Below are 26,413 nucleotides of genomic sequence, written 5' to 3'. Positions count from 1 at the left end.
CCGCAGTGTGGATGGCCTCGCCTACGCCGATCGGGACCGGCGTCGCATCCGCCGGGGATTCGTAGAATTCCTAGTGTCGTGGTCCATGGGCGCACGAACCCTCCACGCATGGCGTGGATCTGCCGACAAAGAAAAGGCCCCTTTCGGGGCCTTCTTTTACTTCTTTTCCAGTCGCGCGTTGCGCTGGCCGGTGCTGGCGGACTTCTCGCCGGCGAACGGGTTCAGCTTGCGGATCATCCACGGGTACTTCGGCCACTTGCCTTCCAGCCACGGGTGATCCGGCTGGTTCAGCTGCAGGACGCGGCGGGCGTCGTCGGCCAGGGTCTTGTTGCCCAGGTGGGTGTAGGAATCGGCCAGCACGGCCACGGCGTCGTACTGGAAGGCGCTCTGCGGGTAGGTCTCCAGCAGGTAGTTGGCGCGGCCGACGGCTGACACCCAGGCGCCGCGGCGCATGTAGTACAGGGCGTTGTCCAGCTCGTGCTGGGCGAACACGTCACGCAGCTCCAGCATGCGCTGGCGCGCATCGGCGGCGTAGCGGCTGTTCGGGTAACGATCAACCACGATGTTGAAGTCCGAGTACGCCTGGTGCGGCGTGGACAGGTCGCGGCGGCTGGCATCCAGCGACCATACGCGGCGCAGGAAAACCGTACTGCGGTTGGAGTTGGCCAGGCCGCGCAGGTAGTACAGATAGGCAATGTTGCGGTGGGTCGGGTAGGTACGGATGAAGCGGTCGATGCTGGACACCGCGTCATCGTGCTTGCCGGCCTTGTACTGGGCGTAGGCGGTTTCGATCATCGCCTGCTCGGTGTACGGACCGTACGGATACTGGGCCACCAGGCGGCGGAAGCTGGCTTCGGCGCCGCTCCAGTTGCCGCCCTGCATCAGCTTGTGGCTTTTCTCGTACAGCTGTTCGACCGGCACGCCTTCATCGGGGCGATCACCCTTCTTGGCGCCGCGATGGCAGCCGGTTGCGGCGATGACCAGCACCAGCAGCAGGGCGGTGAGGCGGACGGGCGCGGAGAGCATGGCGGAGCGTCGGATCATGGGGTCGAGGCGGGACGCGGCTGGAATACGAAGGGTCGATGATAGCCTAGTGTCCTGTCCAGCGACTGAAACCGGCCGCCGGGACCCCAAAATTTCAAAGAATGCCCCCTGCCATGTCTGAACAACCCTCTGAATCGGCCCGCCAGGCCATCGTCCCCGACACCGCCGCCGGCCGCCGTTTCGACGCGGTCGTGGCCGAACTGTTCCCCGAATACTCGCGCTCGCGGTTGACCGAGTGGATCAAGGCCGGGGAGGTCCTGCTGGATGGTGCCCAGGTGCGCCCGCGCGATCCGCTGCGCGGCGGCGAGGTGGTGACCCTCAACGCGGTGCTGGAAACCCAGACCGACGCCCAGCCGGAGGACATCCCGCTGGACGTGCTGTTCGAGGACGAGCACCTGCTGGTGATCAACAAGCCGGTGGGCCTGGTGGTCCATCCGGGTGCCGGCAACCACAGCGGCACCCTGGTCAACGCGCTGCTGTTCCGCGATCCGTCGGTGGCGGTGCTGCCGCGCGCCGGCATCGTGCACCGCCTGGACAAGGACACCAGCGGCGTGATGGTGGTGGCCAAGACCCTGGAAGCGCAGACCGCGCTGGTCGAGCAGTTGGCGGCACGTGACGTGCACCGTCAGTACCTGGCCATCGTGATGGGCGCACTGGTGGCCGGTGGTACTGCCGATGCCCCGATCGACCGCCACCCGCGCGACCGCCTGAAGATGGCGGTGCGTGAGGACGGCAAGGAGGCGGTGACCCACTACCGCCTGCGCGAGCGCTTCCGGGCACACACCGCGCTGGAGTGCCGCCTGGAAACCGGCCGTACCCACCAGATCCGCGTGCACATGGCGCACGTGCGCCATCCGATCATCGGCGACCCGCTGTATGGCGGCGCGCTGAAGCTGCCCAAGGGCGCCAGCGACGAGCTGGTGGCCGCGCTGCGCGGCTTCAAGCGCCAGGCCCTGCACGCCGAGACCCTGGAGTTCACGCACCCGATCACCGGTGAACCGGTGCGCAACACCGCGCCGGTGCCGGAGGACATGCTGCACCTGCTGAAGGTGCTGCGCGAAGACAGCGAAGCCTTCGCCGCCCGCGAGCGGGACCGCTGGTGATGGCGGCCGCGCTGCCGTTGCTGCAGGCCGACTGGCCGGCGCCCGCAGGCGTCCATGCGCTGACCACGCGCCGGCACGGCGCGGGCATCTCGCCGGCGCCGTTCGCGCAGTTCAACCTGGGCAACCGGCACGCGGCCGATGGTGATACCCCGGCCAACGTGGAGCACAACCGCCAGCTGCTGCAACAGGGGCTGGCGCTGCCGTCGGCGCCGCACTGGCTGCGCCAGGTGCACAGCAGCACCGTGCTGCGCTTCGATGCACCGCCGGTGCCCGGCGCGCGCGAGCCGGTGGCCGACGCGGCGGTAACCTCGGTGCCGGGCGTGGTGCTGGCGATCCTGACCGCCGACTGCCTGCCGGTGGTGTTCGCCGCCGCGGACGGCAGCGAGGTGGGCGCGGCCCATGCCGGCTGGCGGGGGCTGGCGGACGGCATGCTGGAGGCCACGGTGGCCGCCCTGCAGACGCCGCCGGCGCAGCTGCGGGCCTGGCTGGGCCCGGCCGCCGGGCCGTCCGACTATGAGATCGGCGAGGAGGTCTATCACGCCTTCGTCGGCCATGATCCCGCTGCTGAGCGGGCGTTCGTCGTGACCCGTCCCGGACACTGGAAGGTGGACCTGTTCGCGCTGGCGCGGCAGCGCCTGCAGTCTGTGGGGATGGACCCGGCACAGGTGTATGGGGGCACGGTGTCGACGATGGCCGACCCGGACCTGTATTCGCATCGGCGCGATCGTCGCACCGGGCGCATGGCGACCCTGGCCTGGATCGCGCCCTGACTGCGCCGCTGTTCGCGCGTGTGCTGGGGCCGGCCTTCGCCACCCTGGCAGGACCGGTGCAGGCGCTGCATGCCGCGCCGTTGCCGTGCCGCTACGCAGGGCAGGCCTGCATCGTGAGGGGGCGGCACTGGCTGGTGCCGCTGCTGGCTGCGTTGGCGCGGTTGCCACAGGACGGTGACGCGCTGCCCACCGAGGTGGCGTTCAACCGCTACCGGCAGGGCGAGCAGTGGGCGCGGCGGTTCGGGCGCTGGCCAATGGTGTCGCGGCTGTGGGCGCACGACGGGCATCTGCGCGAGCAGCTGGGCGCGGTGCGCTTCGAGTTCGCGCTGCAGGCCCGCGACGGTGGTATCGACTGGTCGGTGCGCCGGGTCTGGGCGTTCGGGCTGCTGCCGCTGCCGACGCGTTGGTTCGGCGGTGTGCGCTGCCGTGAAGCCTGGCAGGGCGAGCGCTACACTTTCCTGGTCGATGTGACGCTGCCCTGGGCCGGAGCCCTGATCCGCTATGAAGGTTGGCTCGAACCGCGGTGACGCTGCCGCCGAGGCTGGCAGCGCGGTGATCGTGTTCGATGGCGTGTGCGCACTGTGCAACCGCTGGGTGCGGTTCCTGCTGCGTTTCGACCGCAGGGGGCGCTACCGCTTTGCAGCGATGCAGGGGCAGAAGGGCAGCGCGATGCTGCGCGCGCACGGGCTGGATCCGCAGGACCCGATGTCGTTCCTGCTGCTGGACGCACAGGGTGCCTGGACCGATACCGATGCGATCCTGCGCGTACTTGCGGGGCTGGGCGGCGCCTGGCGCCTGGCCGGCGTGCTGCGGCTCGTGCCGCGCGGCTGGCGTGATGCGGCGTATCGCGCGCTGGCACGCAACCGCTACCGCTGGTTCGGTCGGCATGACACCTGCCATCTACCCGCACCGGAACAGGCCGCGCGGTTCCTGGATTGACGAAAGAGGGGACGGAGGGAATTAAGTCGTTTGTGCACAAACGACTTAATCCCCTCCGTCCCCTTTTTCTTCAGCCTTCGAGTGCGTCGAGGTAGCTGCGGCGCCAGTGGTTGATGTCGTAGGTGCGCAGATGTTCCATCATCGCGTGCCAGCGTTCCTTGCGCCTGCTCAGCGACATCGTCGCTGCGGTGGCGATCGCATCGGCCACGCCGTCGAGGTCGTGCGGGTTCACCAGCAGTGCCTGCTTCAGTTCGTCGGCGGCGCCGGCCAACAGTGACAGCACCAGCACGCCGGGATCCTCCGGGTCCTGCGAGGCCACGTATTCCTTGGCCACCAGGTTCATGCCATCGCGCAGCGGCGTGACCAGGCCGACCGCCGCCGCTCGGTAGAAGCCGGTGAGCGTGGCATGGGTGAAGTTCTGGTTGACGTAGCGCAGCGGCGTCCAGTCCGGCTCGGCGTGGCCACCGTTGATGTGGCCGGCGATCTGTTCCAGTTGGCTGCGCAGCTGCCGGTACTCGGTGACATCGCCGCGCGAGACCGGCGCGATCTGCAGGTAGGTGAGCGAGCCGCGCTGGTCGGGGTGGCGCTGCAGGTAGCGCTCGAAGCCGAGGAAGCGTTCGGGCAGGCCCTTGGAGTAGTCCAGGCGATCCACGCCGATCGCCAGCTGGCGGTCCCGCAGGCTGCTGCGCAGGTTCTTCACTGCGGTCTTGGTCGCGGCGGTGCCGGCCTGGCGCGCGATCAGTTCGGTGTCGATGCCGATCGGGAAGGCCGCCGCGCGGAATCGGCGCCCACCGGGCGCTTCCAGCTCACCGTTGTCTAGCACGCGGCCACCACCGAACAGGCGCAGGTAGGTCTGGAAGCGATCGGCATCGCGCTGGGTCTGGAAGCCGACCAGGTCGTAGGCGTACAGCGCGGAGAACAACCGCAGATGATCGGGCATGGCCTGCAGCAGGTCGGCCGACGGCATCGGGATGTGCAGGAAGAAACCGATGCGGCAGCCGATGCCGCGCTCGCGCAGCAGTGCGCCGAGCGGGATCAGGTGGTAGTCGTGGATCCAGACGATGTCGTCCTCGCGCAGCAATGGCGCGAGCTTGTCGGCGAACAGCGCATTGACCTTGTGGTAGGTCTCGCGGGTGCCGCGGTCGTAGTCGACCAGGTCCAGCCGGAAGTGCAGCAGTGGCCACAGCGTGCGGTTGGCGAAACCATTGTAGTAGCCATCGACTTCGCGCTTGCTCAGGTCCATGGTGACGTAGTCGATGTCACCGTCCTTCTGCCGGTGCAGCGTGCCGCTGCCTTCCTTCACGGTCTTGCCGCTCCAGCCGAACCACAGCCCGCCGCGCTCCTTCAGGGCGGCCAGCAGGCCGACCGCCAGGCCGCCTGCGCGGTTCTCGCCGGGCACGGCCACACGATTTGATACCACGACCAGACGACTCACGATGCCTCCTGCCAGGACCGTGACAGGCGCATCGCGGCGGTGATCAGGCCGACATGCGAATAGGTCTGCGGGAAGTTGCCCCAGGCCTCGCCGGTGTCGAAGGCCAGATCCTCCGACAGCAGGCCCAGGTGATTGCGCTGCCTCAGCAGCAGTTCGAACATCTCGCGCGCCTCGTCCAGGCGCCCGATCGCCGCCAGTGCATCGATGTACCAGAACGTGCAGATGGTGAAGCTGGTTTCCGGTTCACCGAAGTCATCCGGAGCGACATAGCGGTACAGCGAATTGCCATGCTTGAGGTCACGGCCGATGGCTTCGACGGTGGCGATGAAGCGGGCGTCCATCGCGTCGATGAAGCCGATGTCGGCCAGCAGCAGCAGCGAGGCGTCCAGGCGATGGCCACCGAAGGTATCGGTGAAGTGGCCCAGCTCTTCGCTCCAGGATTCGGCCATGATGCGCGCGTGGATGGTGTCGGCACGTGTGCGCCAGTAGTGGGCGCGGTCGTCGCGCTTCAGCCGCACGGCGATCTTGCACAGGCGGTCGCAGGCGGCCCAGCACATCGCGCTGGTGTAGGTGTGTACCTCGGTGCGGCCGCGGAACTCCCACAGGCCGGCATCGGGTACGTCGTGCAGGGCGAAGGCCTGCTCGCCGAGGGGTTCGAGGCGGGCGAAGGTGTGCGCATCACCCGGGTCCTGCAGGCGCCGGTCGAAGAACAGCTGCGTGGACGCCAGCACGACGCTGCCGTAGACATCGTGCTGGCGCTGCACCCAGGCCAGATTGCCGCGTCGTACCGGGCCCATGCCGCGGTAGCCGGACAGGCTGGGGACCTCATCCTCGTCCAGCTTGGCTTCGAAGCCGATGCCGTACAGCGGTTGCAGCGTACCGTCGGTGGTGGCCAGGTTGAAGATGTAGCCGAGGAACTGTTCCATCGTGCGCGTGGCGCCGAGGCGGTTCAATGCACGCACCACGAACGCGGCATCACGCAGCCAGCAGTAGCGGTAATCCCAGTTGCGCACGCTGCCGGGGGCTTCAGGAATGGAGGTGGTCATCGCCGCGATGATCGCGCCGCTGTCCTCGTACTGGCACAGCTTCAGCGTGATCGCACTGCGGATCACCGCGTCCTGCCATTCCAGGGGAATGGACAGGTAGCGCACCCATTCGCGCCAGTAATCGCGGGTACGCTGGAAGGCCTCCTGCACATAGCCGCTGATCGAACGGTTGAGCGATTCATCCACGCCCAGGATCAGGTGGATGGGATGGTTGAGCACGAACGGCAGGCCGTCGCGCACGAAGCGCACCGGCACGTCGGTGGTCAGCCGCAGCACGTGTTCGGGCAGCACCCAGCGCACATGGTTGCTGCCCCAGGTGGATTCCGGAACGCGCGCGCCCCAGTCCGCCAGCGGGCGTGCGCGTACGGTGATGCGCGGGCTGCCAGCCAGCGGACGCACCTGGCGGATCAGGCTGACCGGGCGGTAGAAACGGTCGTTCTGGCGCCAGCGTGGGGCGAAGTCGAGGATTTCCAGTTCGCCGCCGTGCGCGTCGCGCAGCACGGTGCGCAGGATCGCCGTGTTGGTCAGGTATTCCTGCTCGCTGCTGGCGAAGTCTTCCAGCTCGATGGCGAAGTCGCCACCGGTCTGCTGGCTGGGGCCGAGCAGCGCACAGAAGGTAGGGTCGCCGTCGAAGGTGGGCAGGCAGCTCCAGACAACGCGGGCACGTTTGTCGACCAGGGCGCCGAAGCTGCCGTTGCCGACCACGCCCAGATCAAGATCGGGTTGGGTCATCACGCGGTACATCTCGGTTGCGGCCGTGGGGGTTGGCCGGGTCAATAGGCATTCTCACGCAGCCAGGCGTGCACGCTGCGTATGTCGGGCAGCGCGAACACCGCCGCGCTGGGTTCACGTTCACCCACCAGCACGCTCCAGCCATGCTGGCCGTTGGCGGCATCGAAGCCGAACTCATCGGTCAGGTCATCGCCGAGGAACACTGGCAGGCGACCGCGGAAGGGCAGGTACTGCATCATCCGAAGCACCGCACGGCCCTTGTCGGTGCCGACGGGCACGAACTCGACCACATGGTCGCCGGGCTGCAGGCGGTAGCTGGCACGGCCCCGCACGTGGCGGTCGGCGAAGGCGCGGACGTCCCTGGCTGCATGCGGCGCGCCGCGCCAGTGCAGGGCCAGGCCGACACCCTTGTCTTCCACCAGCACGCCGGGATGGCCGTGGGCGAAGCGCATCGCCTGCTGGTGCAGTGCGTGCAGCCATTCGGCGGTGTCGTCGTCGTGTTCGTCGCGCAGTACGCGGCCATCCTGCCCACGCAGTTCATGGCCATGCAGGCCCGCAGCAGGCAGTTGCAGCGGAGCGAACAGTTGATCCAGCTGTTCGAGCGGGCGACCACTGACCAGTGCCACGGCACCTTCCAGGCGGTCGCTGATGCGGCCGATGGCTTCGCGCACATCCGGCAGCAGCTGCACGGCATCCGGGCGTGCAGCGAATTCGATCAGGGTGCCGTCGACATCGAGGAACAACGCGCAGGCGTCATCCAGCAATGGCGGCGGCGGACGCAGGGGGAGCGGTTCAGCCATGAAGCCCAGCTTGCCAGCGTGGGCGTGTACGTGGGGTCGAGGGCAGGCTACGGATCGGGGTAGTGCCGGCCAACGGTCGGCACCCACCCAGAGCGATCACCTCCGGTGGGTGCCGACCGTTGGTCGGCACGAAGGGGAGGCTTGCATGGAACCCGGGCAGTGCGGACCAACGGTCCGCACCCACCGGGAGTGATTGGTCCAATGCAATCAGAACGTATAGCGGACGCGGCCGTAGTAGTACGCACCGTTGCTGCCGATCGGCGACAGCACGTCGTACGGCAGGTTGCCGAAGTAGTGGATATCGCTGTTGGATCGATCCGGATAGTTGTCGGTCAGGTTCTGCCCGCCGATGGCCACGCTCCACTGCGGGGTGATGCGGTATTCGACTTCCGCATCCAGCTGCCACTCGGCCTGGTAGGTCTGGCGCGGGATGTAGCCGTCTCCGAAGTTGAACACACGGGTGGCGCTGCCATAACGGTTCACGCGGGTGCTCAGCGACCAGTGGTCGTTGCTCCATGCGGCCGAGAAACTGCCACGTGTTCGCGGTGTGGCATCGGTCAGCGTGTTGGTCTCTTCAATCCCGAACAGCACATAATCCGGGTCCAGCGCCTGCAGCTGGGCCGGCGTGGCCAGCACGTTCTTCAGCGTGGTCTTGGTATATGCATAGGTGCCGGTCAGCAGCAGCTGGCCATCGCCCAGCGACTGGCGCCAGTTGCTCACCAGCTCGGCGCCACGGGTGCGGGTGTCGGCGGCGTTGACGAAGAAGCTGGCACTCTGCAGGCCGCTGACGCCGTAGTTGGCGGCCACGTAGTCGGTCAGCGCATCGCCGGTGATGCTCTCCGACAGCGCGATGCGGTCATCGATGTCGATCTGGAAGAAGTCCAGCGACAGGTCGAAATGCTCGCCGATGCGGCTGGTGAAACCGAGCGAGGTGTTCAGCGACTTCTCTGGCTTCAGGTTCTGTGCCCCCAGGCCGCGTGCGATCGGATTGTTGACCGACAGCAGGCGGCCCTGCACCAGCTGGCCAGCTGCGTTGTAGCCGGTGGAGGTGGACTCGTAGCCGATCTGTGCCAGCGACGGCGCGCGGAAGTTGTTGGAGATCGCGCCGCGCAGCGCGAACGCCGGGGTGAACTCATAGCGCAGGCCGAGCTTGCCGGTCAGTTCGCCGCCGAAGTCGTCGTTGTGCTCGTAGCGCGCGGCCAGATCAGTGGAAAACTTCTCGCCGAACTGGCTGGACAGGCTGGCATAGGCGCTGGCCACATCGCGCGACAGGCGCGCCGCATCCTGCGGGGTCAGGCCGCCACCGGCCTGCGAACCGGTCGGGCGGTCGGTGTACGGGCCGGCGGCATAGCTGGCCGGGTCGCCAGGGCGGGTCTGGTAGCGCTCGTGGCGTGCTTCCACGCCCAGGCCCAGGGTGTGGCTGATGCTGTCGTTCTGGGTGAACACGCGACTCAGATCGAGGTTGCCCACGGTCTGCGCATATTCGTAATCGGCGGTCTTGAAGCGGGTCGGGCTGGTCGGGCCCAGCGAGGCGTTGAGCGAATCACGCAGGCGATAGGTGAAGTCATTCTGGCCGTAGTCCAGGCTGCCGTCGTAGCTCCATTCGCCCCACTGCCCGCGCACGCCGGCCACGGCCTGCACGTCGCGGTTCTCACCTTCGGAGATCGGCCGGTAGCCATTCGGATAGACCTGCTTCCAGTTGGCATCGCCATCGGGATAGCGGAAGTAGTTCGCGCCTTCGGTGTCACGCTGGTTGAAGGTACCGAACGCGTAGAACGTCGAGGTCTGGCCCACCGGAATCTCGGTGTTCAGCCACAGGTTGATGTCCTTGCTCTTGCCATCACCCAGGACATAGTTGCGCTTGCCCCGCAGTGCCAGGTTGCCCGGGGTCTGGTCCCACGGCGGAATCTGGTCGAAGCCGGCGCGGTTGGTGCCGTTGCGGTGCTTGTATTCCAGGCCGACGCGCAGGAAGCCACCGTCTTCGCCCAGCGAGGTGCCGACCTTGGCGCTGATGTTGCCGGTCTGGCCATCGGTGAGGGTGCGGCCGATCGGCTTGAGGTCGGTGTGGTTGGCACCGTAGCTCGCCTCGATCTCGCCGCCGTCACCGCCGTTGTCGAGGATCACGTTGATCACGCCGGCCACGGCGTCCGAGCCGTACAGCGCACCGGCGCCATCGCGCAGCACTTCAATGCGCTTGATCGCACTGACCGGAATCGAATTGAAATCGACCGGGGTGGTGCCCTTGCCGATCTTGCTGTCGGTGTTGACCAGCGCGGTGTGGTGGCGGCGCTTGCCGTTGACCAGCACCAGCACCTGGTCCGGCGACAGGCCACGCAGCTGCGCGGCGCGCACATGGTCGGCGCCACCGGAGTTGGACTGGCGCGGGAAGTTGAACGACGGCAGCAGCGCCTGCAGCGCGCTGCCCAGCTCACCGTTGACCACGCCGGCCTTGCGGATGTCCTCGGCGGTGAGCACATCCACCGGCGAGGTGGATTCGAGCACGGTGCGGTCGGCGGCACGGGTGCCGGTGACGATCACCGTATCCAGGTTGGTGGCGTCCTGGGCCAGGGCCGGGGCGGCGGCGGTGGAAAGCGCGAGGGCGATGGCGAGGCCGAGCGGCGACGCGGGCAGGCGGGCGGACATGGGGACTCCAGCAACAACGACGACGGGGGAAGGGGAGATGGTTTCACTTACATCCATCCGGATGAAGCGATATATTATCTTCGCGTGATGACCGGTGCGGATGCAAGCCCCTGCCGGTCCGGCATGAGCTGATGCCCGGTTGGCATCAGCACGCCGGGCCGGTGGCGCGGTACGCTGCCGGCTCGCCTTGTCCCCCTTCCCCGGAGCTGTACCGATGAAACACCTTGGCCTCGTCTTCGCCGTGCTGTTGGCCACCAGCGGCTGCGCCAGCCTCTCATCGCAGGCGCCCAGCGCCTATGCCACGGCCACTACCGCCGAACTGAAGGGCGACGCCGCGCGCCCGTCTTCCGCGCACGGCTGGGTGCGCAGCGAGCTGTACTTCGGCGTGGGCGAGGAGCAGGGCGCCGGCAACCGCCCGCAGGCCGACACCATCAGCGAGGCGCAGTGGCGCGCGTTCCTGGACAAGGAAGTGACCCCGCGCTTCCCGGATGGCCTGACAGTGTTCGATGCCTATGGCCAGTGGCTGTTCCGCGGCGATGCCGCGCCCAACCGCCTGCGCACCAAGGTGCTGGTAGTGCTGCATGAGGACACCCCGCAGCGCCGCGCCGATATCGAAGCGATCCGCCTGGCGTGGAAGCAGCAGACCAGGCATCAGTCGGTGCTGTGGTCGCGGCAGCCGGTCGAGGTATCGTTCTGAGTTGAAGGTGCCGCCGCGGTGCCGCAGGGAGCAACGATGAACTACAGGGAATGCCTGCTGGGCCTGGTGTTGGCCGGCGCGCTGGCACCGACGGCGCAGGCGGAGGACGAGGGCGAAACGCTACGCTTCCAGGTGGGCGCGCATGTGCAGGCGCATGCCGATCCCCTGCAGGACGGCAGCATTGCCGTGCAGCTGTCACCGTCGGGCAAGCGGCAGACGCTGGCCGGCGCGGCGGATGCCGACGGCCATTCGCGCTGGTCGCTCGAAGATGTCGATTTCGATGGTTACCCGGAGCTGGTTGCACGCGCCCCGGTCGGCATGGTCAACGAAGCGGTGGCGGTGTACCGGTTCGATCCCGCCAGTGCCGGGTTCCGCGCGCTGCGGGCTGAAACCCACGGCAGGGAGAGCTGCGGCGAGCTGATGGGCCTGATGGTCGACCACCTGAGCCGCACCCTGACCAGTAGCTGCCGCAGCGGCCCGATGTGGTACACCGACCAGTATCGCTTTGCAGGTGCGACACTCTATCTGTACCGCGCCGAGAGCGTGCTGATGCTGGGCGATACGGTGAACGCCGCGCTGCAGTGGGAACAACGCGAAGAGAACGGGCCGTTGGCGGTCTGGCGCACCTATGATCCCGCCGGCCGTGTGTTGGAAAGTGCCATTGCCGATGGCCTGGGCGCACCGCCGGATGGACCGTTGCGCGGCCAGCAGGCCACCGTGGCATCCGCGCGGCTGTTCCTGTTCGACCGGCCTGGTGCGTCCAGCACCAAGCGTTACCTGGTGCAGGGCGATCGGGTGGAACTGCTGGATGAACAGAACGGCTGGGTGAAGCTGCGCTATCGCAGCCCGAAGCACGGCGACGTGCTGGGCTGGATCAACGTCAACGACTAGAAAGGGGACGGAGGGAATTAAGTCGCTTGCGGCACAAGCGAGTTAGTTCCCTCCGTCCCTTTTTTTGCGGAGGCATCACTTCATCGGGTCTAGCCTCGGGAGTTCCCCCGTTCGAGGATGTATCCGATGAGCAAGCGCGTGGCCGAAATCGTGGTGGACGCCCTGCAGCAGGCCGGTGTCCGCCGTTGCTACGGCATCGTGGGCGATACGCTCAACCATGTGACTGATGCGATGCATGGCAGCGAGATCGCCTGGGTGCACGTGCGCCATGAAGAAGTGGCAGCGTTCGCTGCTGGCGCCGATTCGCTGGTGAGCGGCGAGTTGACCGCCTGCGCGGGTTCCTGTGGTCCCGGTGGCCTGCACTTCATCAATGGCGTGTTCGAGAGCAACCGCAACCGTGCGCCGATGGTGCTGATCGCCAGCCAGGTGGTGACCAGCGAGCTGGGCATGGAATTCCCGCAGGAAGTGGATTTCAAGTCGGTCTATGGCAGCTGCACGGTGTTCTGCGAGCAGGTGCACAGCCCGGAGCAGGCGCGACGCGTGGTGGCCCTGGCCTGCCAGGCCGCGATCAGCCGCCGTGGCGTGGCGGTGGTGATCCTGCCGGCCGATATCAGCCAGGCCGAGGTGAAGCACGATGTGCCGTTCTCGGTGCATTACACCCAGCCGGTACTGCGCCCCTCCGACGCCGAACTGCAGCGCATCGCCGAGCTGCTGGGGCAGGGCAAGCGCATCGGCATCTACGCCGGTGCCGGTTGCCAGGGCGCGCACGCACAGCTGTTGGAACTGGCCCGGCGCTTGCAGGCCCCGATCGCGCATACCTCGCGCGCGAAGGATTTCGTCGAGCCGGACAACCCGTACAACATGGGCATGACAGGCATCTTCGGCATCGAGTCCGGCTTCCACACGCTGATGGCGTGCGACACGCTGCTGCTGCTCGGCGCCGACTTCGCCTGGGGCCAGTTCTACCCGGACAAGGCCACCATCATCCAGGTCGACCGCGATGGCAGCCACCTTGGCCGCCGCCACCCGGTGAACCTCGGCGTGGTCGGCGATATCGCACCGACGCTGGATGCGTTGCTGCCGATGCTGCCGCCGCGCGAGGACAGCAGTTTCCTGGACGAGTGCATCGAGCATCGCGACAAGGCGCTGAAGAAGCGCGAACAGGAAGAGCAGCCGGGCGAAGGCGAATTGATCCATCCGCAGCACCTGACCGCGCTGCTCTCGAAGCACGCTACCGAGGATGCACTGTTCACCGCCGACGGCGGCTCGCCGATGGTGTGGGTGCTGCGCCATATCCGCGTCAACGGTCGCCGCCGCACGCTGACCAGCCTGCTGCACGGCACGATGGCCAACGCGATGCCGCAGGCGCTGGGGCTGCAGAAGGCCTTCCCCGGCCGGCAGGTGATCTCGCTGTCCGGCGATGGTGGCCTGGCGATGCTGCTGGGTGATCTGTTGACGGCGGCGCAGGAGAACCTGCCGATCAAGGTGGTGGTGTTCAACAACGGTTCGCTGAACTTCGTCGAGCTGGAGCAGAAGGTGGAAGGCCTTCTGGACAACTACACCGACCTGAAGAACCCGGACTTCGGCCGCTTGGCCGAAGTGATCGGCTTCCATGGCCGCACGGTCACCCGCAGCGAGGATCTGGAGGAAGCGGTGCAGGATTTCCTGTCGCAGCGCGGCCCGGCATTGCTGGACGTGCACACGAGTCGCGCCGAGCTGGTGATGCCGCCGCAGATCGAGGCCAAGCAGGTCGCCGGCACGGCGCTGTATGCGGCCAAGGCGGTGTTGAACGGTCGCTTCGACGACGTGAAGCATCTGCTGGTGGACAACTTCCTGAAGAAGTGAGGTGGTCGATGCAGGGCTGCGCCCTGCACGCGAGGTAGGGCCGGCCGCTGGCCGGCAACATCAGCAGCAACAGCAACAGCTGGGTATCCGTGGGATGGCGGGGTGGGTCCGGTTGCGGGGGCGTGAGCCGCATGGATGCGGCGACCGAGCTTACATGGACGTACTTGCAGCGCCCCCCCGCAACCGGACCCCCCCGCCTTGGACAGATCATCGCGATCTGCCGGTAGATCCACGCCATGCATGGATAGCGTGGAAATGATCGAATTGTTCTTGTAGAGCCGAACCGTGCTCGGCTCAGAAGCTTCGCGTACAGCGGCCGAGCGTGGGCTCGGCGCTACAACGAGAGCCTGCCTTTGCTTTTGATCTTTTGATTCTTTTCCGTGGCTGGCACGCGCAGGAAATTGTCAGGGGCCGGGCGGGTAGGCTGCGCAGGGGCGTGAGCCGCATGGATGCGGCGACCGAGCTTACAGGGACGTACTTGCAGCGACCCCTGCGCAGCCTACCCGACCGGCCCAACTGGCAATGCCAGTCGACTAACAGTCGACTCTACCCGCGCCCAGCCATGAGGGGCGCCGCCGTTGGCTGGAACCCATCATTCCACCGCGGAATTGGCGCCCAGGCCCCGCTGGGCCTACCATCGGCGCTCCCCACCCCCACCGCCCCTTCCATGTCCGCTCCCGCTTCCGCCGCACCGCGTCGCTGGTTCGTCGCCGGCGACTTCAACGGCTTCTTCGGCCTGGTCGTCGACAACCTCTCCATCCTCGGCTTCATCGCCATGGCCCTGGTCGGGATCTTCCAGTTCCCCGCCGACGTGGTGTTCGGCCGCATGTTCCCCGGCACGGCCTTCGGCGTGCTGATAGGCAACCTGCTGTACACCCTGATGGCACGCCGGCTGGCCGCGCGCAGCGGCCGTGACGACGTCACCGCCATGCCGCTCGGCCTGGATGCCCCCACCAGCATCGGCATGGCCCTGCTGGTGCTTGGCCCGGCCTTCATCGCGTTCAAGCAGCAGGGCATGAACCCGCACGCGGCGGGCATCGCCACCTGGCAGCTGGGCATGGCGGCGCTGGTCATCATGGGCGTGCTCAAGTTCGTGCTGTCGTTCTTCGGTGAAGCAGTCACCCGCGCGCTGCCGCGTGCCGCGCTGCTGGGTTCCATTGCCGGCATCGCGCTGGTGCTGATGGGCCTGCTGCCGCTGCTGGAAACGCTGCGCTCGCCGCTGGTCGGCTTCACCACGCTGGGCCTGCTGCTGTATGTGCTGATCGCCAAGGGGAAGCTGCCGGTGCGTGGCCCGGGCGTGCTGCTGGCCTTCGTGTTCGGCACCGTGCTGTATTACGGCCTGGGCCTGGCCGGGCTGGGTGCGCCGGGCTTCCATGTGCCGGAGTGGGTGCCGCCGCAGGTGGTGCTGCCGCTGCCGACGCTGGGCTTCCTCGACGGCCTGCCCACTGCGATGACCTACCTGCCGCTGCTGCTGCCGTTCGGCCTGCTGATGGTGGTCGGCGGCATCAATGTGTCTGAAAGCGCGCGTGCGGCCGGCGATGACTACCGCACCCGCGACATCCTGCTGGTGGAAGCGGTGGCTACGCTGGTGGCAGGCGTCTGTGGCGGCGTCGCGCAGACCACGCCGTACATCGGCCAGCCGGCGTACAAGCACATGGGCGCGCGCAGCGGCTATACGCTGCTGACCGGCCTGTTCGTCGGCATCGGCGGCATGCTCGGCATCATCTCCGGGCTGGTGCAGTGGCTGCCGCTGGCGGTGCTGGCACCGATCATCGTGTACGTGGCCATCGACATCACCACCCAGGCCTTCCAGGCCACGCCGCGCCACCATACCGGCGCGATGGTGTTCGGTTTCCTGCCTTCGGTGGCCTACCTGCTGGCGATCAAGGCACCCGGCTGGATCGCACCGGATCAGCTGCCCCAGCTGCTGACCAAGCTCGACGGCCACGGCCTGCCGGAGCTGGCGGTGATCTTCACCCTGGGCAATGGCTTCATCGTCACCTCGATGCTGTGGATTTCGGCGGTGGCGGCGATGGTCGATGGCCGCCTGCGCCGTGCCTGCGGCTTCCTGCTGGTGGCGGCGGTACTGACCCTGTTCGGGCTGATCCACTCGGTGGATCCGCGCGGCGGCATCTACCTGCCGTGGGAGCTGGAAGGATTGGCGCGCATCATCAGTGTGCAGTTTGCCGGCGCCTACGTGGCCCTGGCGGTGCTGCTGGGCTTGCTGTCGCTGCAGAAGCAGCCGGTGAAGCCGCTGGGTGGGGACAGCTGATCCCACGGTAGTGCCGGCCGGCGGCCGGCATGCTCATGGGTATCCAAGGGCCGGCGCATTGCCGGCCCTTCTGCTTCTGCCGCCTTGTAGAGGCGAGCCTGCGCTCGGCTGCTCTGAGCCGAGCATGGCTCGGCTCTACAGGGGCGTGTTGCAGGCGGCGAATGCTTACAGCGCGCTCTGCCGGCCAGCGGCCGGCACTACCGCTCGGCGTCCAGCTCCGGGTAATGGCGGAAGATGCCATTCGTGTTGAACGCCAGCCGCCGTTCCGAGGCCAGGTAGGCGGCGATGTTCGGCCGCTTCGCCACCCGCGCCTGCAGCGCGCGCAGCAGGGGCAGTGTGGGCGCCAGTGCCTGCATGCGACGCGGGAACATGTAGTCCAGCCCACTCAGCAGCTGGAACAGCGACAGGTCCACATACGAATGCTCGCGCAGTGCATGGCGGCCACCGTTGGCGGCCAGCACCCGTTCGAAGTAGCCCAGGAACTTCGGCAGGCGCTCGCTGCGCAGCGACGCGGCACGTGCCTTGGCCTCGGTCTTCTGCGCTTCGTAGTATTTCGATGCGGCGATCGGATGATGGGTGTCATGCACTTCGGCCACCAGGTCAGCGATGGTCAACTGCAGTTGCAGCGCCTGCATCCGCCGCGATGCGGCCTGCGGCACCAGATCCAGCGCCGGGCCGAGGAAGTCCAGGATCGCGGCAACCTGCGCAATGACCTGGCGACCGGCCTTCAGGAACGGCGGCGCGAAGGGCTGCGGGCCTTCGCTGTGGCCCTCCAGGAACGGCTGCATCACCGCATCGCCGTGCACCCGCGCCATGTCGATGTAGTCGGCGCCGGCATCCTCCAGCGCCAGGCGCACGAACTCGCCGCGGCCCTGGATGCCGGTCCAGTAATACAGCGCGTACTGCATGGCAGTGCCTCCACATGAAAAGACCCACAGCGTCGCGCGGGGCATGCAAAGCAGGCGTGAGCGCGGCTTTGGCGCGGGCCGAAGCCGAACGGCAGCGGAACAGACGGGGAACCGGCTGGAACCGGTGGGGTCACACCTTCTCCATGCGTGTGAAACGAGGTGCTGCATCATGCAGAGTGGAAAGGCGGTATGGCCCTGGGTGTTGGGAGTGGTGGTGATCGGTGGCGCGGGCGGTTGGTTGTTCCGCGATCAGCTGAAGAGCCTGGCAGACGGTGTCTCGGTGCCGGTGCAATCGCCCCCCGCCAGTACCAGCGCACCGCCACAACCGCAGGCGGCCGCGGAACCCGCGCCAGCGCCACCGACGATCAAGCATCCGCTGGATACCGAGGCCGCAGCTGATCCGGCGCTACCGAAGCTGGCTGACAGCGATACGGCTGCCTGGGGTGCATTGAGCCAGCTGTTCCAGGGCGAGGGCCCGATGACCCTGCTGCTGCGCGATCACCTGATCCAGCGCCTGGTCACCCAGGTCGACAACCTGGACAAACCAAGCGTGCCGCCGACGGCGCTGGCCGCACGGCCGCTGCCGGGCAACCTGCAGGTCGAGCCTGGCGAGGGTGGGGAACGCATCGCGGCAAGCAACTCGGCGCGTTACGCGCCCTATGTGCAGGCCTTTACTGCGCTGGATCCAGCGGCAGCGGCAGCGGCTACGGCTTACAAGCGCTTCTATCCGTTGATCCAGCAGGCCTACGTCGACCTGGGCCGGCCCGACGGCTACTTCAACGACCGTCTGGTGGCGGTGATCGACCATCTGCTGGAGACCCCGGAACTGGTGCAGGCGCCATTGGTGCAGCGTGATGAGCGCGGTCGCTACCGCTTCGTCGATTCCACCCTGCAGTCGCGCTCGATAGGCCAGAAGGCGCTGTTGCGCATGGACGCCACGCAGGCGCGGGCGGTCAAGCAGCAGCTGCGGGCGCTCCGCTCTGCGATCATCCGCTGAACCGGTCCACTGCGCCGAACTGATCGGGATCAACGCGCCGACCACACCCGTTCCGGCATGCTGGCCGCAGGCTGACTCGCTACGGGGTGCAGTCGCAGCCACCCTTGAAACGGGGTGGGGCAGCCGCATCTTCCCAGCATCGCCGGCGCGGGCCGGCCCTGATGACCGATGAGGATTCGCAATGCGGATGGACAAGCTCACCTCGCGTTTCCAGCAGGCGCTGGCAGACGCACAGTCGCTGGCCGTGGGCCGCGACAACAGCATCATCGAACCGGTCCACCTGTTCAGCGCGCTGCTGGACCAGCAGGGCGGCAGCACGCGCCCGCTGCTCGCGCAGGCCGGGGTGAACGTGCCGGTCCTGCGCGAGCGCCTGACCGAGGCGTTGGACGCGCTGCCCAAGGTGTCCGGCCAGGCCGGCAACGTCTCGATGGGCAATGACCTGGGGCGCCTGCTGAACCAGACCGACAAGCTGGCCCAGCAGCACGGTGATGCCTTCATCGCCAGCGAGTGGTTCGTGCTGGCGGCGCTGGAGGATGGTGGCACGCTGGGCATGGCGCTGCGCGCCGCCGGTGCCGACAAGACCCGCCTGCAGGCGGCCATCGACAAGCTGCGTGGCGGCGAGAACGTGCAGTCGGAGAATGCCGAGGAGCAGCGGCAGGCGCTGGAGAAGTACACCATTGACCTGACCGCGCGCGCCGAGAGCGGCAAGCTCGACCCGGTGATCGGCCGTGACGAGGAAATCCGCCGCACCATCCAGGTGCTGCAGCGCCGGACCAAGAACAACCCGGTGCTGATCGGCGAACCCGGCGTGGGCAAGACCGCGATCGTGGAAGGGCTCGCCCAGCGCATCATCAATGACGAAGTACCCGAGGGCCTGCGTGGCAAGCGCGTGCTGTCGCTGGACATGGGCGCGCTGATCGCCGGCGCCAAGTTCCGCGGTGAATTCGAGGAGCGCCTGAAGGGCGTGCTCAACGACCTGGCCAAGAACGAAGGCCAGATCATCCTGTTCATCGACGAGCTGCACACCATGGTCGGCGCGGGCAAGGCCGACGGTGCGATGGATGCCGGCAACATGCTGAAGCCGGCGCTGGCACGCGGCGAGCTGCACTGCATCGGTGCGACCACGCTGGACGAATACCGCAAGTACATCGAGAAGGACGCCGCGCTGGAGCGCCGCTTCCAGAAGGTGTTCGTCGGCGAACCCACGGTGGAGGACACCATCGCGATCCTGCGCGGGCTGAAGGAAAAGTACGCCGTGCACCACGGCGTGGAAATCACCGACCCGGCCATCGTGGCTGCCGCCACCCTGTCCAACCGCTACATCACCGACCGCCAGCTGCCGGACAAGGCCATCGACCTGATGGACGAAGCCGCCTCACGCCTGCGCATGGAGATCGACTCCAAGCCGGAGGAGCTGGATCGCCTGGAACGCCGGGTGATCCAGCTGAAGATCCAGCGCGAGATGCTGAAGAAGGAAAAGGACGAAGCCTCGCGGCAGCGCTTGGCCGACCTGGAGAACGACATCGACGGGCTGGAGCGCGAGTTCTCCGACCTCAATGAAATCTGGAAGTCGGAGAAGGCGGCGCTGCAGGGCGCCACCAAGATCAAGGAACAGGTCGAGCAGGCCAAGCTGGAGCTGGAAGCTGCGCAGCGCCGCCAGGATTTCGCCAAGATGAGCGAAATCCAGTACGGCCTGTTGCCGCAGCTGGAAAAGCAGCTGGCCGCCGCGCAGGAAGCCGAGCACAAGGACTTCAAGCTGGTACAGGACCGCGTGACCGATGAGGAGATCGCCGAGGTCGTTTCGCGCTGGACCGGCATCCCGGTCAACAAGATGCTCGAAGGCGAGCGCGACAAGCTGCTGCGCATGGAAGAAGTGCTGCACAACCGTGTGGTCGGCCAGGAAGAGGCGATCAAGGTCGTCTCCGATGCGGTACGCCGCTCGCGTGCCGGCCTGTCCGATCCGAATCGTCCGGCCGGCTCGTTCCTGTTCCTCGGCCCGACCGGCGTCGGCAAGACCGAGCTGTGCAAGTCGCTGGCCGAGTTCCTGTTCGACAGTGCCGACGCGATGATCCGCATCGACATGAGCGAGTTCATGGAGAAGCACAGCGTCGCCCGCCTGATCGGTGCGCCCCCGGGCTACGTCGGCTACGAGGAAGGCGGTTACCTGACCGAGGCCGTGCGTCGTCGCCCGTATTCGCTGATCCTGCTCGATGAGGTGGAGAAGGCGCATCCGGATGTGTTCAACATCCTGCTGCAGGTGCTGGACGATGGCCGCCTGACCGACGGCCAGGGCCGCACTGTGGACTTCCGCAACACCGTCATCGTGATGACCTCGAACCTGGGCTCGCATCAGATCCAGGACATGAGCAGCGACGACAGCCCGGAGGCCTACACGCAGATGAAGGCGGCCGTGATGGGCGTGGTGCAGGCGCACTTCCGTCCGGAGTTCATCAACCGCCTGGACGACATCGTCGTGTTCCACCCGCTGGACAAGCAGCAGATCAAGCAGATCGCACGCATCCAGATGCGCGGGCTGGAGAAGCGCCTGGCCGAGCGCGGGCTGAAGCTGGCGGTCTCCGATGCGGCGTTCGACCTGCTCGGCAACGTCGGCTTCGATCCGGTGTATGGCGCGCGGCCGCTGAAGCGCGCGATCCAGTCGCAGCTGGAGAATCCGCTGGCGCAGCAGATCCTGTCCGGCGCGTTCGTCAACGGTGACACCATCGAAGTCGGCAATGAGGGTGGGCACTTGGTCTTCGCCAAGGCCTGAACCGGTGGCGCGCCTGCCATGGCTGGCGCGCCACCAAAGCCTCAGCAAGGCACAATGATCCCGTTTCACTTTCGCAAGGACGAGGAGAACCGCATGGACGTTACCCGCAGGGTTTCACTCTGCATGGCGCTGGCGCTCGCTGCTGTTGCTGGACACGCTGCAGCCGTCGAACAGGTCCAGCTGCCGCCGATGAAGGGTTACCAGCAGGCCCACCAGAGCACCGACGCACAAGGCAACCGCATCACCGAGTACGTGCCGCAGGGCCAGACCGTGCAGGACTGGACCGACATGGTCACCGTCAATGATGCGCCGAACAGTGGCCATGTGAGTCCGCGCGAGTTCCTCGGCATCATCGAGGCGGGGTGGCGCATGGCCTGTCCGGCTGCGCAGAGCCACTGGATCCGCGAAGGCGAGGAGGGCGGACGGCCATTCGCGCTGCTGATGCTCAGTTGCCCGCTGAACCCCGGCACCGGCAAACCGGAGTTCACCTGGATCAAGGGCATGCAGGGCAGGCAGGGCTTCCACACCGTGCAGAAGTCGTTCCGCGCCGAGCCGGAGAAGGACGACGTCGTGCAGTGGATCGGCTGGCTGCGCGAGGTCGGCTTGTGCGGCAGCGGCACCGCACAAGCCTGCCACTGATCGCAGCGAAAGAGGGCGCCCAGCGGCGTCCTTCATGCATCAGAAGCGGTGCGTATAGCCGCTCATCACGCCAAACTGGTTGGCCTTCTGCACGATCGGGCTGTTGGCCGCATCGCCGAGCAGGCGCGTGCCTTCGGCCGAGATGTACCAGTTGCCATTACGGCCCACGCGGTGGCTCCACTTCAGGCCCACACCGGCGCTGACCAGGCCGGCCTTCGGTTTGTGCTCGGCAAAGCCGGTGCGCGCGGCCTGTTCCGGACTGACGCCGTACCAGGTCTGCATGTAGCCACGGTTGCCGTAGTCGGTGGAGACGCTGCCGCTGACCACGCCACCGGCCAGGTCGAACAGCGGCATGCTCAGGTTCAGGTGAATCTGCTGGGTAGCCAGTCCGTTCTCAGCCTTGTCCTCGTCCTTGCGGGTGAACTGCCAGGAGCCGCTCAGCACGGCTTCGCCCAGCGTATATCCAGCCGAGACACCGACCAGGGGACGGGTATCGATATCGCCCATGCCGCGCAGGAAGTCCGAACCGCCGAGCAGCGAATCCTTGTCCTTGCGGATACCGCTGGCACCGACATAGGCGCGCACGCGGGTGTGCTCGCCGAGGGTCGTGCCCCAGCCGATGCCACTGGTGCCCAGAAACCAGCCCCCTGGCGAGGTGACATCGAAGGACAGCGAAGGCGTCGCACGGTACTCCTCGCTGCCGCTGTAGCGCGGCGCCACGCCACCACCGGCGGCGAGCTCGAAGGTCCAGTGGTCATCCTTGGCGTGGGCGATCGGGGCAGCGAACAGTGGCAACAGGGCCAGGCAGAGCAGGGTGTGGGAACGGCGAAGCTGGGACATGGAAACTCTCGACAATGGGAGGAAAAGCAGCGCGCGCATCCGGCGAGTGCTGCAGGGTCGCTAGCGTGGCGATACGCCGGCGACCGATCCGTCCGCAGTTGTGCGGGAGTTGTAATCAACTGTAATTGCGCCCGTGGGCGTTCAGCTGGCAGCCAGCGGCCAGTGCATTTCCAGGCGTGCGCCGCCGTGGGCGGCGCGACCGATGCGCAGTTCGCCGTGGTGGCGTGCGGCAATGCGGCCGACGATCGCCAGGCCCAGGCCGAAGCCGCCGGTGTCGCGGCTGCGGCTGTCATCCAGGCGGGTGAACGGGCGGACCACCTTTTCGCGGTCAGCCTCGGCGATGCCGGGGCCGTCGTCGTCCACGCGCAGGCAGGCGCGCCCGCCCACACTCACCAGCGACACGTCCACCTGCGAGCGCGCGTGGCGCAGGGCATTGCCGACCAGATTGCTCAGCGCCAGCTGCAGCAGGCGCGGTTCCGCGTCCAGCCGAGGCAGGGCACTGGGCTGCACGCGCAGCACCAGGCCGGCACGTTCGGCATCGCGGCGGGCATCGGCCAGGCAGGCCTGCAGCCAGTCGTTGGCTTCGATCCGCTGCATCGGTTCGCCCTCGCCCGGATGCTCGAGCCGTTCGTAGGCCAGCAGTTCGCTGACCAGCCGGTTGAGCTCGGCCAGGTCGCCATGCAGGCCCTGCGCCAGTCGTTCGCGGCGCTCGCGGTCATCGCTGTCCTGCATCAGGTCCAGGCCAAAGGCCACGCGCGCGATCGGCGTGCGCAGTTCGTGCGAGATCGCATGGGTCAGGTCGCGCTGGCGCTGCACCAGTTCGGCCACGCGTGCGGCCATGCGGTTGGAGTGATCGACGATGACCCGGATCTGCGAGCGTGGCGAAACCTGCGCGCGTGCCTGCAGATCGCCGGCGCCGATGCGGTCGGCATGCACGCGCAGGGCCTCCAGATCGCGCCAGAGCAGGCGAACCCAGGCGTACAGGCTGGCGCCGACCAGCAGCAGGATGCTGAGGTAGGCCGCGATGGTCATGTACGTGGTCATCTGCACCGCGCCAGGCAGGCGCAGGTGCAACCAGCGACCATCGATGCCTTCGATCGGCAGCAGGACCTGCTGGTACTGATCGCGCACGATGAAGCCATCGGCCTGCACGGCTGCCTGTTCCTGCGGGGCCAGCGCGGGAGGCGTGTCGAGCAGGGTCAATGCGATGCCATAGTGCGGTTGCCACTGCTGCAGGCGCTTACGCTGCTGGCTACCGTCCAGGCCGGCCAGGCCGCTGCGCAGGGCGTACACCTGCCCGCGCACCTGCTGGACGAAAACGCGATCCTGCACGGGGGTATAGATGCTGTCGAGCACCCGGTTGAGGAAGAATACCGAGGCTAGGAAACAGGCGCCGGTGATGAACCACAGCCACAGGAACAGCCGCTTCATGCCGTCCAGGCCGACGGATTGAACTGGTAGCCGCGGCCCCACACGGTCTTGATCCGCCGCGGCTCGCGCGCATCGTCGCCGAGCTTGCGACGCAGCTTGCCGATGCAGACGTCAACGCTGCGGTCCAGGCCGTCGAAGCCGATACCGCGCACCGCCTGCAGGATCTGGTCACGGGACAGGATCTGCCCGGGCTGGCTGGCCAGCAGCCACAGGATTTCGAATTCGGTGGTGCCCACGTCCACCGTGGCGCCGTGCAGGTGTACCTCACGCTGCATGCGGTCGATCAGCAGTTCACCGTGCATCAGCCGGCTGGGCGTGCCGGTGTTGCTGCTGCCGTGGCGGCGGCGCAGCAGGGCGCGCAGCCGGGCCAGAAGCAGGCGTGGTTCGATGGGCTTGTGCACATAGTCGTCGGCGCCCGATTCCAGGCCCAGCACCTGTTCGATGTCGTCCTCGCAGGCGGTCAGCATCAGGATCGGCACATCGGAGAAGCTGCGGATCTGCCGGCACACGTCGATGCCGCCCAGGCCGGGCAGCATCAGGTCCAGCACCACCAGCTCCGGCGCGTGCTGGCGGCAGGCGGCGCCGGCGAGGTCGCCGCGTGCGATGTGCTGCACGGCGAAGCCATGCTGGTGAAGGTAGTCGCTCACCAGTTCGGCCAGGCGACGGTCGTCCTCTACCAGCATGACCGACGTAGGCGAACTGCTGGTGGTGGGATGCCAGGGCGATGGCTGCATGGGTGGGGCCTCCGTGCCCGGGCAGGAGCGCCCGGCGGCGCAGCCTAGCAACGCCCCATGACGGCTGCCTGAATCGCGGCCAACCTGATAACCGCCGGTACGGGCGTCATCGCCAGTGGCTTTCAGCGGCGGGTGCCAGCTGGCCTATGGTGGCGGTTTCCCCGGATGGAGCCTGGTGCAATGAGCGAACCGCAGTGGCAACTGGAAACCCTGGCCGTGCACGGTGGCTACCGTCCCGACCCGACCACCCGCGCGGTGGCGGTGCCGATCTACCAGACCGTGGCGTATGCCTTCGATGACACCCAGCACGGTGCCGACCTGTTCGACCTGAAGGTGCCCGGCAACATCTACACGCGCATCATGAACCCCACCACCGACGTGCTGGAGCAGCGCCTGGCTGCACTGGAAGGTGGCATCGGTGCGCTGGCGCTGGCCTCGGGGCAGGCCGCGATCACCTATGCCCTCCAGACCATCGCCGAGGCCGGTGACAACATCGTCGCCTCCAGCGCGCTGTATGGCGGCAGCCTCAACCTGCTGGCCCACACGCTGCCGCAGTACGGCATCCAGGCGCGCTTCGCCGACCCGGCCGATCGTTCTGCGTTCGCCGCGCTGATCGACGAGCGCACCAAGGCGGTGTTCGTCGAATCGATCGGCAACCCGCGCGGCAACGTCACCGACATCGCCGCCATTGCCGAGGTGGCGCATGCGGCGGGTGTGCCGCTGATCGTCGACAACACCGTGGCCACCCCGTTCCTGCTGCGCCCGTTCGAGCACGGTGCCGACATCGTCGTGCACTCGCTGACCAAGTACCTGGGCGGCCACGGCAACAGCCTCGGCGGTGCCATCATCGACTCCGGCCGCTTCGACTGGGCGGCGCAGCCGAAGCGTTTCGCCCGCCTCAACCAACCCGACCCCAGTTACCACGGCGTGGTCTATACCGAAGCACTGGGGCCGGCGGCCTACATCGGCCGCGCGCGGGTGGTCCCGCTGCGCAATACCGGTGCCGCGTTGTCGCCGTTCAATGCGTTCCTGATCCTGCAGGGCATCGAGACCCTGGCCCTGCGCATGGAGCGCATCAACGCCAATGCACTGGCCGTCGCGCAGTTCCTGAAGGCGCACGACAAGGTCGCCTGGGTGCGTTACGCGGGACTGGCAGACGACCCCGAGCATGCCGCCGCGCAGCGCTACCTGGGCGGGCATGGCTCGGGCGTACTGACCTTCGGCCTGCCGGGCGGGCGCGAGGCTGGCGCGCGCTTTCTCGATGCGCTGAAGCTGTTCACCCGCCTGGTCAACCTGGGCGACGCGAAGTCGCTGGCCACCCATCCGGCCTCGACCACCCATCGCCAGCTGGATGCGGCAGAGCTGGCCAAGGCCGGGGTCAGCGAAGATACCGTGCGGCTGTCGATCGGCATCGAGCACATCGGTGACCTCCGCGCCGACCTGGAGCAGGCCCTGGCCGCCGCCTGATAGCCGCGCGCTTGGTGCATATCGCCACAGGCGATCACCACCGGCGGCGCGATGCGCTAGGGTGGAACTGCCTCTCCAAGGCGTGACAACGTGGCGATCCAGATCCCCGGTCGATGCGGGTCGACCGGGGATTTTTTTGTTTCCGGGGTCAGATCCGTTTTCCTGTGGAAAACAGATCTGACCCCATGTGCCGACGGTCGGCATCAATCCTGGTAGATCCACGCCATGCGTGGATGGATCACCATCGGAATCGAACATTCCGACAGTTCATCAAACAGCATCCACGCATGGCGTGGATCTACTGCAGATCGTGGGAAATTGTCGAAGGCGGGGGGGGGCCGCTTGCGGGGGCGTGAGCCGCATGGGCCCGAGGCATGCCTCGGGCGGGTTGGGCAGGACGCCCAACCCCGGTC

General features: G+C 67.3%; 21 protein-coding genes. 12 read left to right on the top strand and 9 right to left on the bottom strand.

Annotation, left to right across the window (positions count from 1 at the left end; all coding sequences use genetic code 11):
* Nucleotides 1–156 precede the first annotated feature (156 nt).
* On the bottom strand, nt 157–1,044 hold the full coding sequence (locus ROV93_RS19330; RefSeq protein ID WP_032960726.1) for an outer membrane protein assembly factor BamD: 888 nt from the start codon (nt 1,042–1,044) through the stop codon (nt 157–159).
* Nucleotides 1,045–1,157: 113 nt separating this feature from the next.
* Between ROV93_RS19330 and rluD the strand changes: the two genes are divergently transcribed.
* Genes rluD through ROV93_RS19310 form a run of 4 tightly spaced genes read left to right on the top strand, consistent with a single transcriptional unit; the run spans nt 1,158 to nt 3,856 of the window.
* Nucleotides 1,158–2,147, top strand: a complete 990-nt coding sequence (rluD, locus tag ROV93_RS19325; RefSeq protein ID WP_080376926.1) for a 23S rRNA pseudouridine(1911/1915/1917) synthase RluD — start codon at nt 1,158–1,160, stop codon at nt 2,145–2,147.
* Complete coding sequence (gene pgeF, locus ROV93_RS19320; RefSeq protein ID WP_072167648.1) at nt 2,147–2,917, top strand: peptidoglycan editing factor PgeF; 771 nt, start codon at nt 2,147–2,149, stop codon at nt 2,915–2,917. The genes rluD and pgeF overlap by 1 nt, the downstream gene beginning before the upstream one ends.
* A gap of 20 nt (nt 2,918–2,937) precedes the next feature.
* Complete coding sequence (locus ROV93_RS19315) at nt 2,938–3,444, top strand: DUF4166 domain-containing protein (protein WP_080376927.1); 507 nt, start codon at nt 2,938–2,940, stop codon at nt 3,442–3,444.
* Nucleotides 3,419–3,856: a thiol-disulfide oxidoreductase DCC family protein gene (locus ROV93_RS19310; RefSeq protein ID WP_072167650.1), complete on the top strand. Its 438-nt coding sequence runs from the start codon at nt 3,419–3,421 to the stop codon at nt 3,854–3,856. The genes ROV93_RS19315 and ROV93_RS19310 overlap by 26 nt, the downstream gene beginning before the upstream one ends.
* Nucleotides 3,857–3,926: 70 nt before the next feature.
* Here ROV93_RS19310 and otsA read toward each other — a convergent pair whose 3' ends face one another.
* The 4 genes from otsA to ROV93_RS19290 all read right to left on the bottom strand — a co-directional run bounded on the left by otsA (nt 3,927) and on the right by ROV93_RS19290 (nt 10,512).
* Nucleotides 3,927–5,291, bottom strand: coding sequence for an alpha,alpha-trehalose-phosphate synthase (UDP-forming) (gene otsA / locus ROV93_RS19305; protein ID WP_061480565.1), 1,365 nt, complete (start codon nt 5,289–5,291; stop codon nt 3,927–3,929).
* A complete protein-coding gene (locus tag ROV93_RS19300; protein WP_072167689.1) occupies nt 5,288–7,069 on the bottom strand; it encodes a glycoside hydrolase family 15 protein in 1,782 nt (593 codons plus the stop codon). Before ROV93_RS19300 ends, otsA begins: the two co-directional genes overlap by 4 nt.
* 41 nt (nt 7,070–7,110) lie before the next feature.
* Complete coding sequence (gene otsB / locus ROV93_RS19295; protein ID WP_061480563.1) at nt 7,111–7,869, bottom strand: trehalose-phosphatase; 759 nt, start codon at nt 7,867–7,869, stop codon at nt 7,111–7,113.
* Nucleotides 7,870–8,076: 207 nt separating this feature from the next.
* On the bottom strand, nt 8,077–10,512 hold the full coding sequence (locus ROV93_RS19290) for a TonB-dependent receptor (protein WP_072167651.1): 2,436 nt from the start codon (nt 10,510–10,512) through the stop codon (nt 8,077–8,079).
* Between the two features lie 214 nt (nt 10,513–10,726).
* Here ROV93_RS19290 and ROV93_RS19285 point away from each other — a divergent pair, with 214 nt between their 5' ends.
* The 4 genes from ROV93_RS19285 to ROV93_RS19270 all read left to right on the top strand — a co-directional run bounded on the left by ROV93_RS19285 (nt 10,727) and on the right by ROV93_RS19270 (nt 16,217).
* Nucleotides 10,727–11,209 (top strand): DUF3574 domain-containing protein, encoded by a 483-nt coding sequence (locus ROV93_RS19285; protein ID WP_072167652.1) that lies wholly within the window; start codon nt 10,727–10,729, stop codon nt 11,207–11,209.
* Nucleotides 11,210–11,245: 36 nt separating this feature from the next.
* Nucleotides 11,246–12,100, top strand: a complete 855-nt coding sequence (locus tag ROV93_RS19280) for an SH3 domain-containing protein (RefSeq protein WP_072167653.1) — start codon at nt 11,246–11,248, stop codon at nt 12,098–12,100.
* A gap of 126 nt (nt 12,101–12,226) precedes the next feature.
* On the top strand, nt 12,227–13,945 hold the full coding sequence (locus tag ROV93_RS19275; RefSeq protein ID WP_072167654.1) for a thiamine pyrophosphate-dependent enzyme: 1,719 nt from the start codon (nt 12,227–12,229) through the stop codon (nt 13,943–13,945).
* A gap of 667 nt (nt 13,946–14,612) precedes the next feature.
* The gene (locus ROV93_RS19270) at nt 14,613–16,217 is read left to right on the top strand and encodes a hypothetical protein (protein WP_312540877.1); all 1,605 of its coding nucleotides are present in this window, start codon (nt 14,613–14,615) and stop codon (nt 16,215–16,217) included.
* A gap of 197 nt (nt 16,218–16,414) precedes the next feature.
* Here ROV93_RS19270 and ROV93_RS19265 read toward each other — a convergent pair whose 3' ends face one another.
* Nucleotides 16,415–17,125: a glutathione S-transferase gene (locus ROV93_RS19265; RefSeq protein WP_072167656.1), complete on the bottom strand. Its 711-nt coding sequence runs from the start codon at nt 17,123–17,125 to the stop codon at nt 16,415–16,417.
* A 169-nt stretch (nt 17,126–17,294) separates the two neighbouring features.
* Here ROV93_RS19265 and ROV93_RS19260 point away from each other — a divergent pair, with 169 nt between their 5' ends.
* The 3 genes from ROV93_RS19260 to ROV93_RS19250 all read left to right on the top strand — a co-directional run bounded on the left by ROV93_RS19260 (nt 17,295) and on the right by ROV93_RS19250 (nt 21,528).
* Entirely contained in the window at nt 17,295–18,122 is an 828-nt protein-coding gene (locus ROV93_RS19260; RefSeq protein ID WP_072167657.1) for a DUF3014 domain-containing protein, read from the top strand.
* Nucleotides 18,123–18,303: 181 nt separating this feature from the next.
* The gene (gene clpB / locus ROV93_RS19255; protein ID WP_072167658.1) at nt 18,304–20,889 is read left to right on the top strand and encodes an ATP-dependent chaperone ClpB; all 2,586 of its coding nucleotides are present in this window, start codon (nt 18,304–18,306) and stop codon (nt 20,887–20,889) included.
* 54 nt (nt 20,890–20,943) lie between these two features.
* Nucleotides 20,944–21,528, top strand: a complete 585-nt coding sequence (locus ROV93_RS19250; RefSeq protein ID WP_242015783.1) for a hypothetical protein — start codon at nt 20,944–20,946, stop codon at nt 21,526–21,528.
* A gap of 39 nt (nt 21,529–21,567) precedes the next feature.
* Here ROV93_RS19250 and ROV93_RS19245 read toward each other — a convergent pair whose 3' ends face one another.
* From ROV93_RS19245 to ROV93_RS19235, 3 genes are all read right to left on the bottom strand, one after another.
* A complete protein-coding gene (locus tag ROV93_RS19245; RefSeq protein WP_072167660.1) occupies nt 21,568–22,368 on the bottom strand; it encodes a MipA/OmpV family protein in 801 nt (266 codons plus the stop codon).
* A 141-nt stretch (nt 22,369–22,509) separates the two neighbouring features.
* Nucleotides 22,510–23,799 carry an ATP-binding protein gene (locus ROV93_RS19240; RefSeq protein WP_312540872.1) on the bottom strand — a complete coding sequence of 430 codons (1,290 nt, stop codon included), beginning with the start codon at nt 23,797–23,799 and terminating at the stop codon, nt 22,510–22,512.
* Nucleotides 23,796–24,533, bottom strand: coding sequence for a response regulator transcription factor (locus ROV93_RS19235; protein ID WP_005418539.1), 738 nt, complete (start codon nt 24,531–24,533; stop codon nt 23,796–23,798). The genes ROV93_RS19240 and ROV93_RS19235 overlap by 4 nt, the downstream gene beginning before the upstream one ends.
* Before the next feature lie 180 nt (nt 24,534–24,713).
* On the opposite strand from ROV93_RS19235, the gene ROV93_RS19230 reads away from it, so the two are divergent.
* A complete protein-coding gene (locus ROV93_RS19230; protein ID WP_180890572.1) occupies nt 24,714–26,000 on the top strand; it encodes an aminotransferase class V-fold PLP-dependent enzyme in 1,287 nt (428 codons plus the stop codon).
* The last annotated feature ends 413 nt before the right edge of the window (nt 26,001–26,413 follow it).

The sequence above is a fragment of the Stenotrophomonas maltophilia group sp. msm4 genome (assembly GCF_032025605.1).
Taxonomy (GTDB): domain Bacteria; phylum Pseudomonadota; class Gammaproteobacteria; order Xanthomonadales; family Xanthomonadaceae; genus Stenotrophomonas; species Stenotrophomonas sepilia.
The sequence above is the reverse complement of the archived record's forward strand: the minus strand, read 5'-3'. Positions and strand labels throughout refer to the sequence as shown.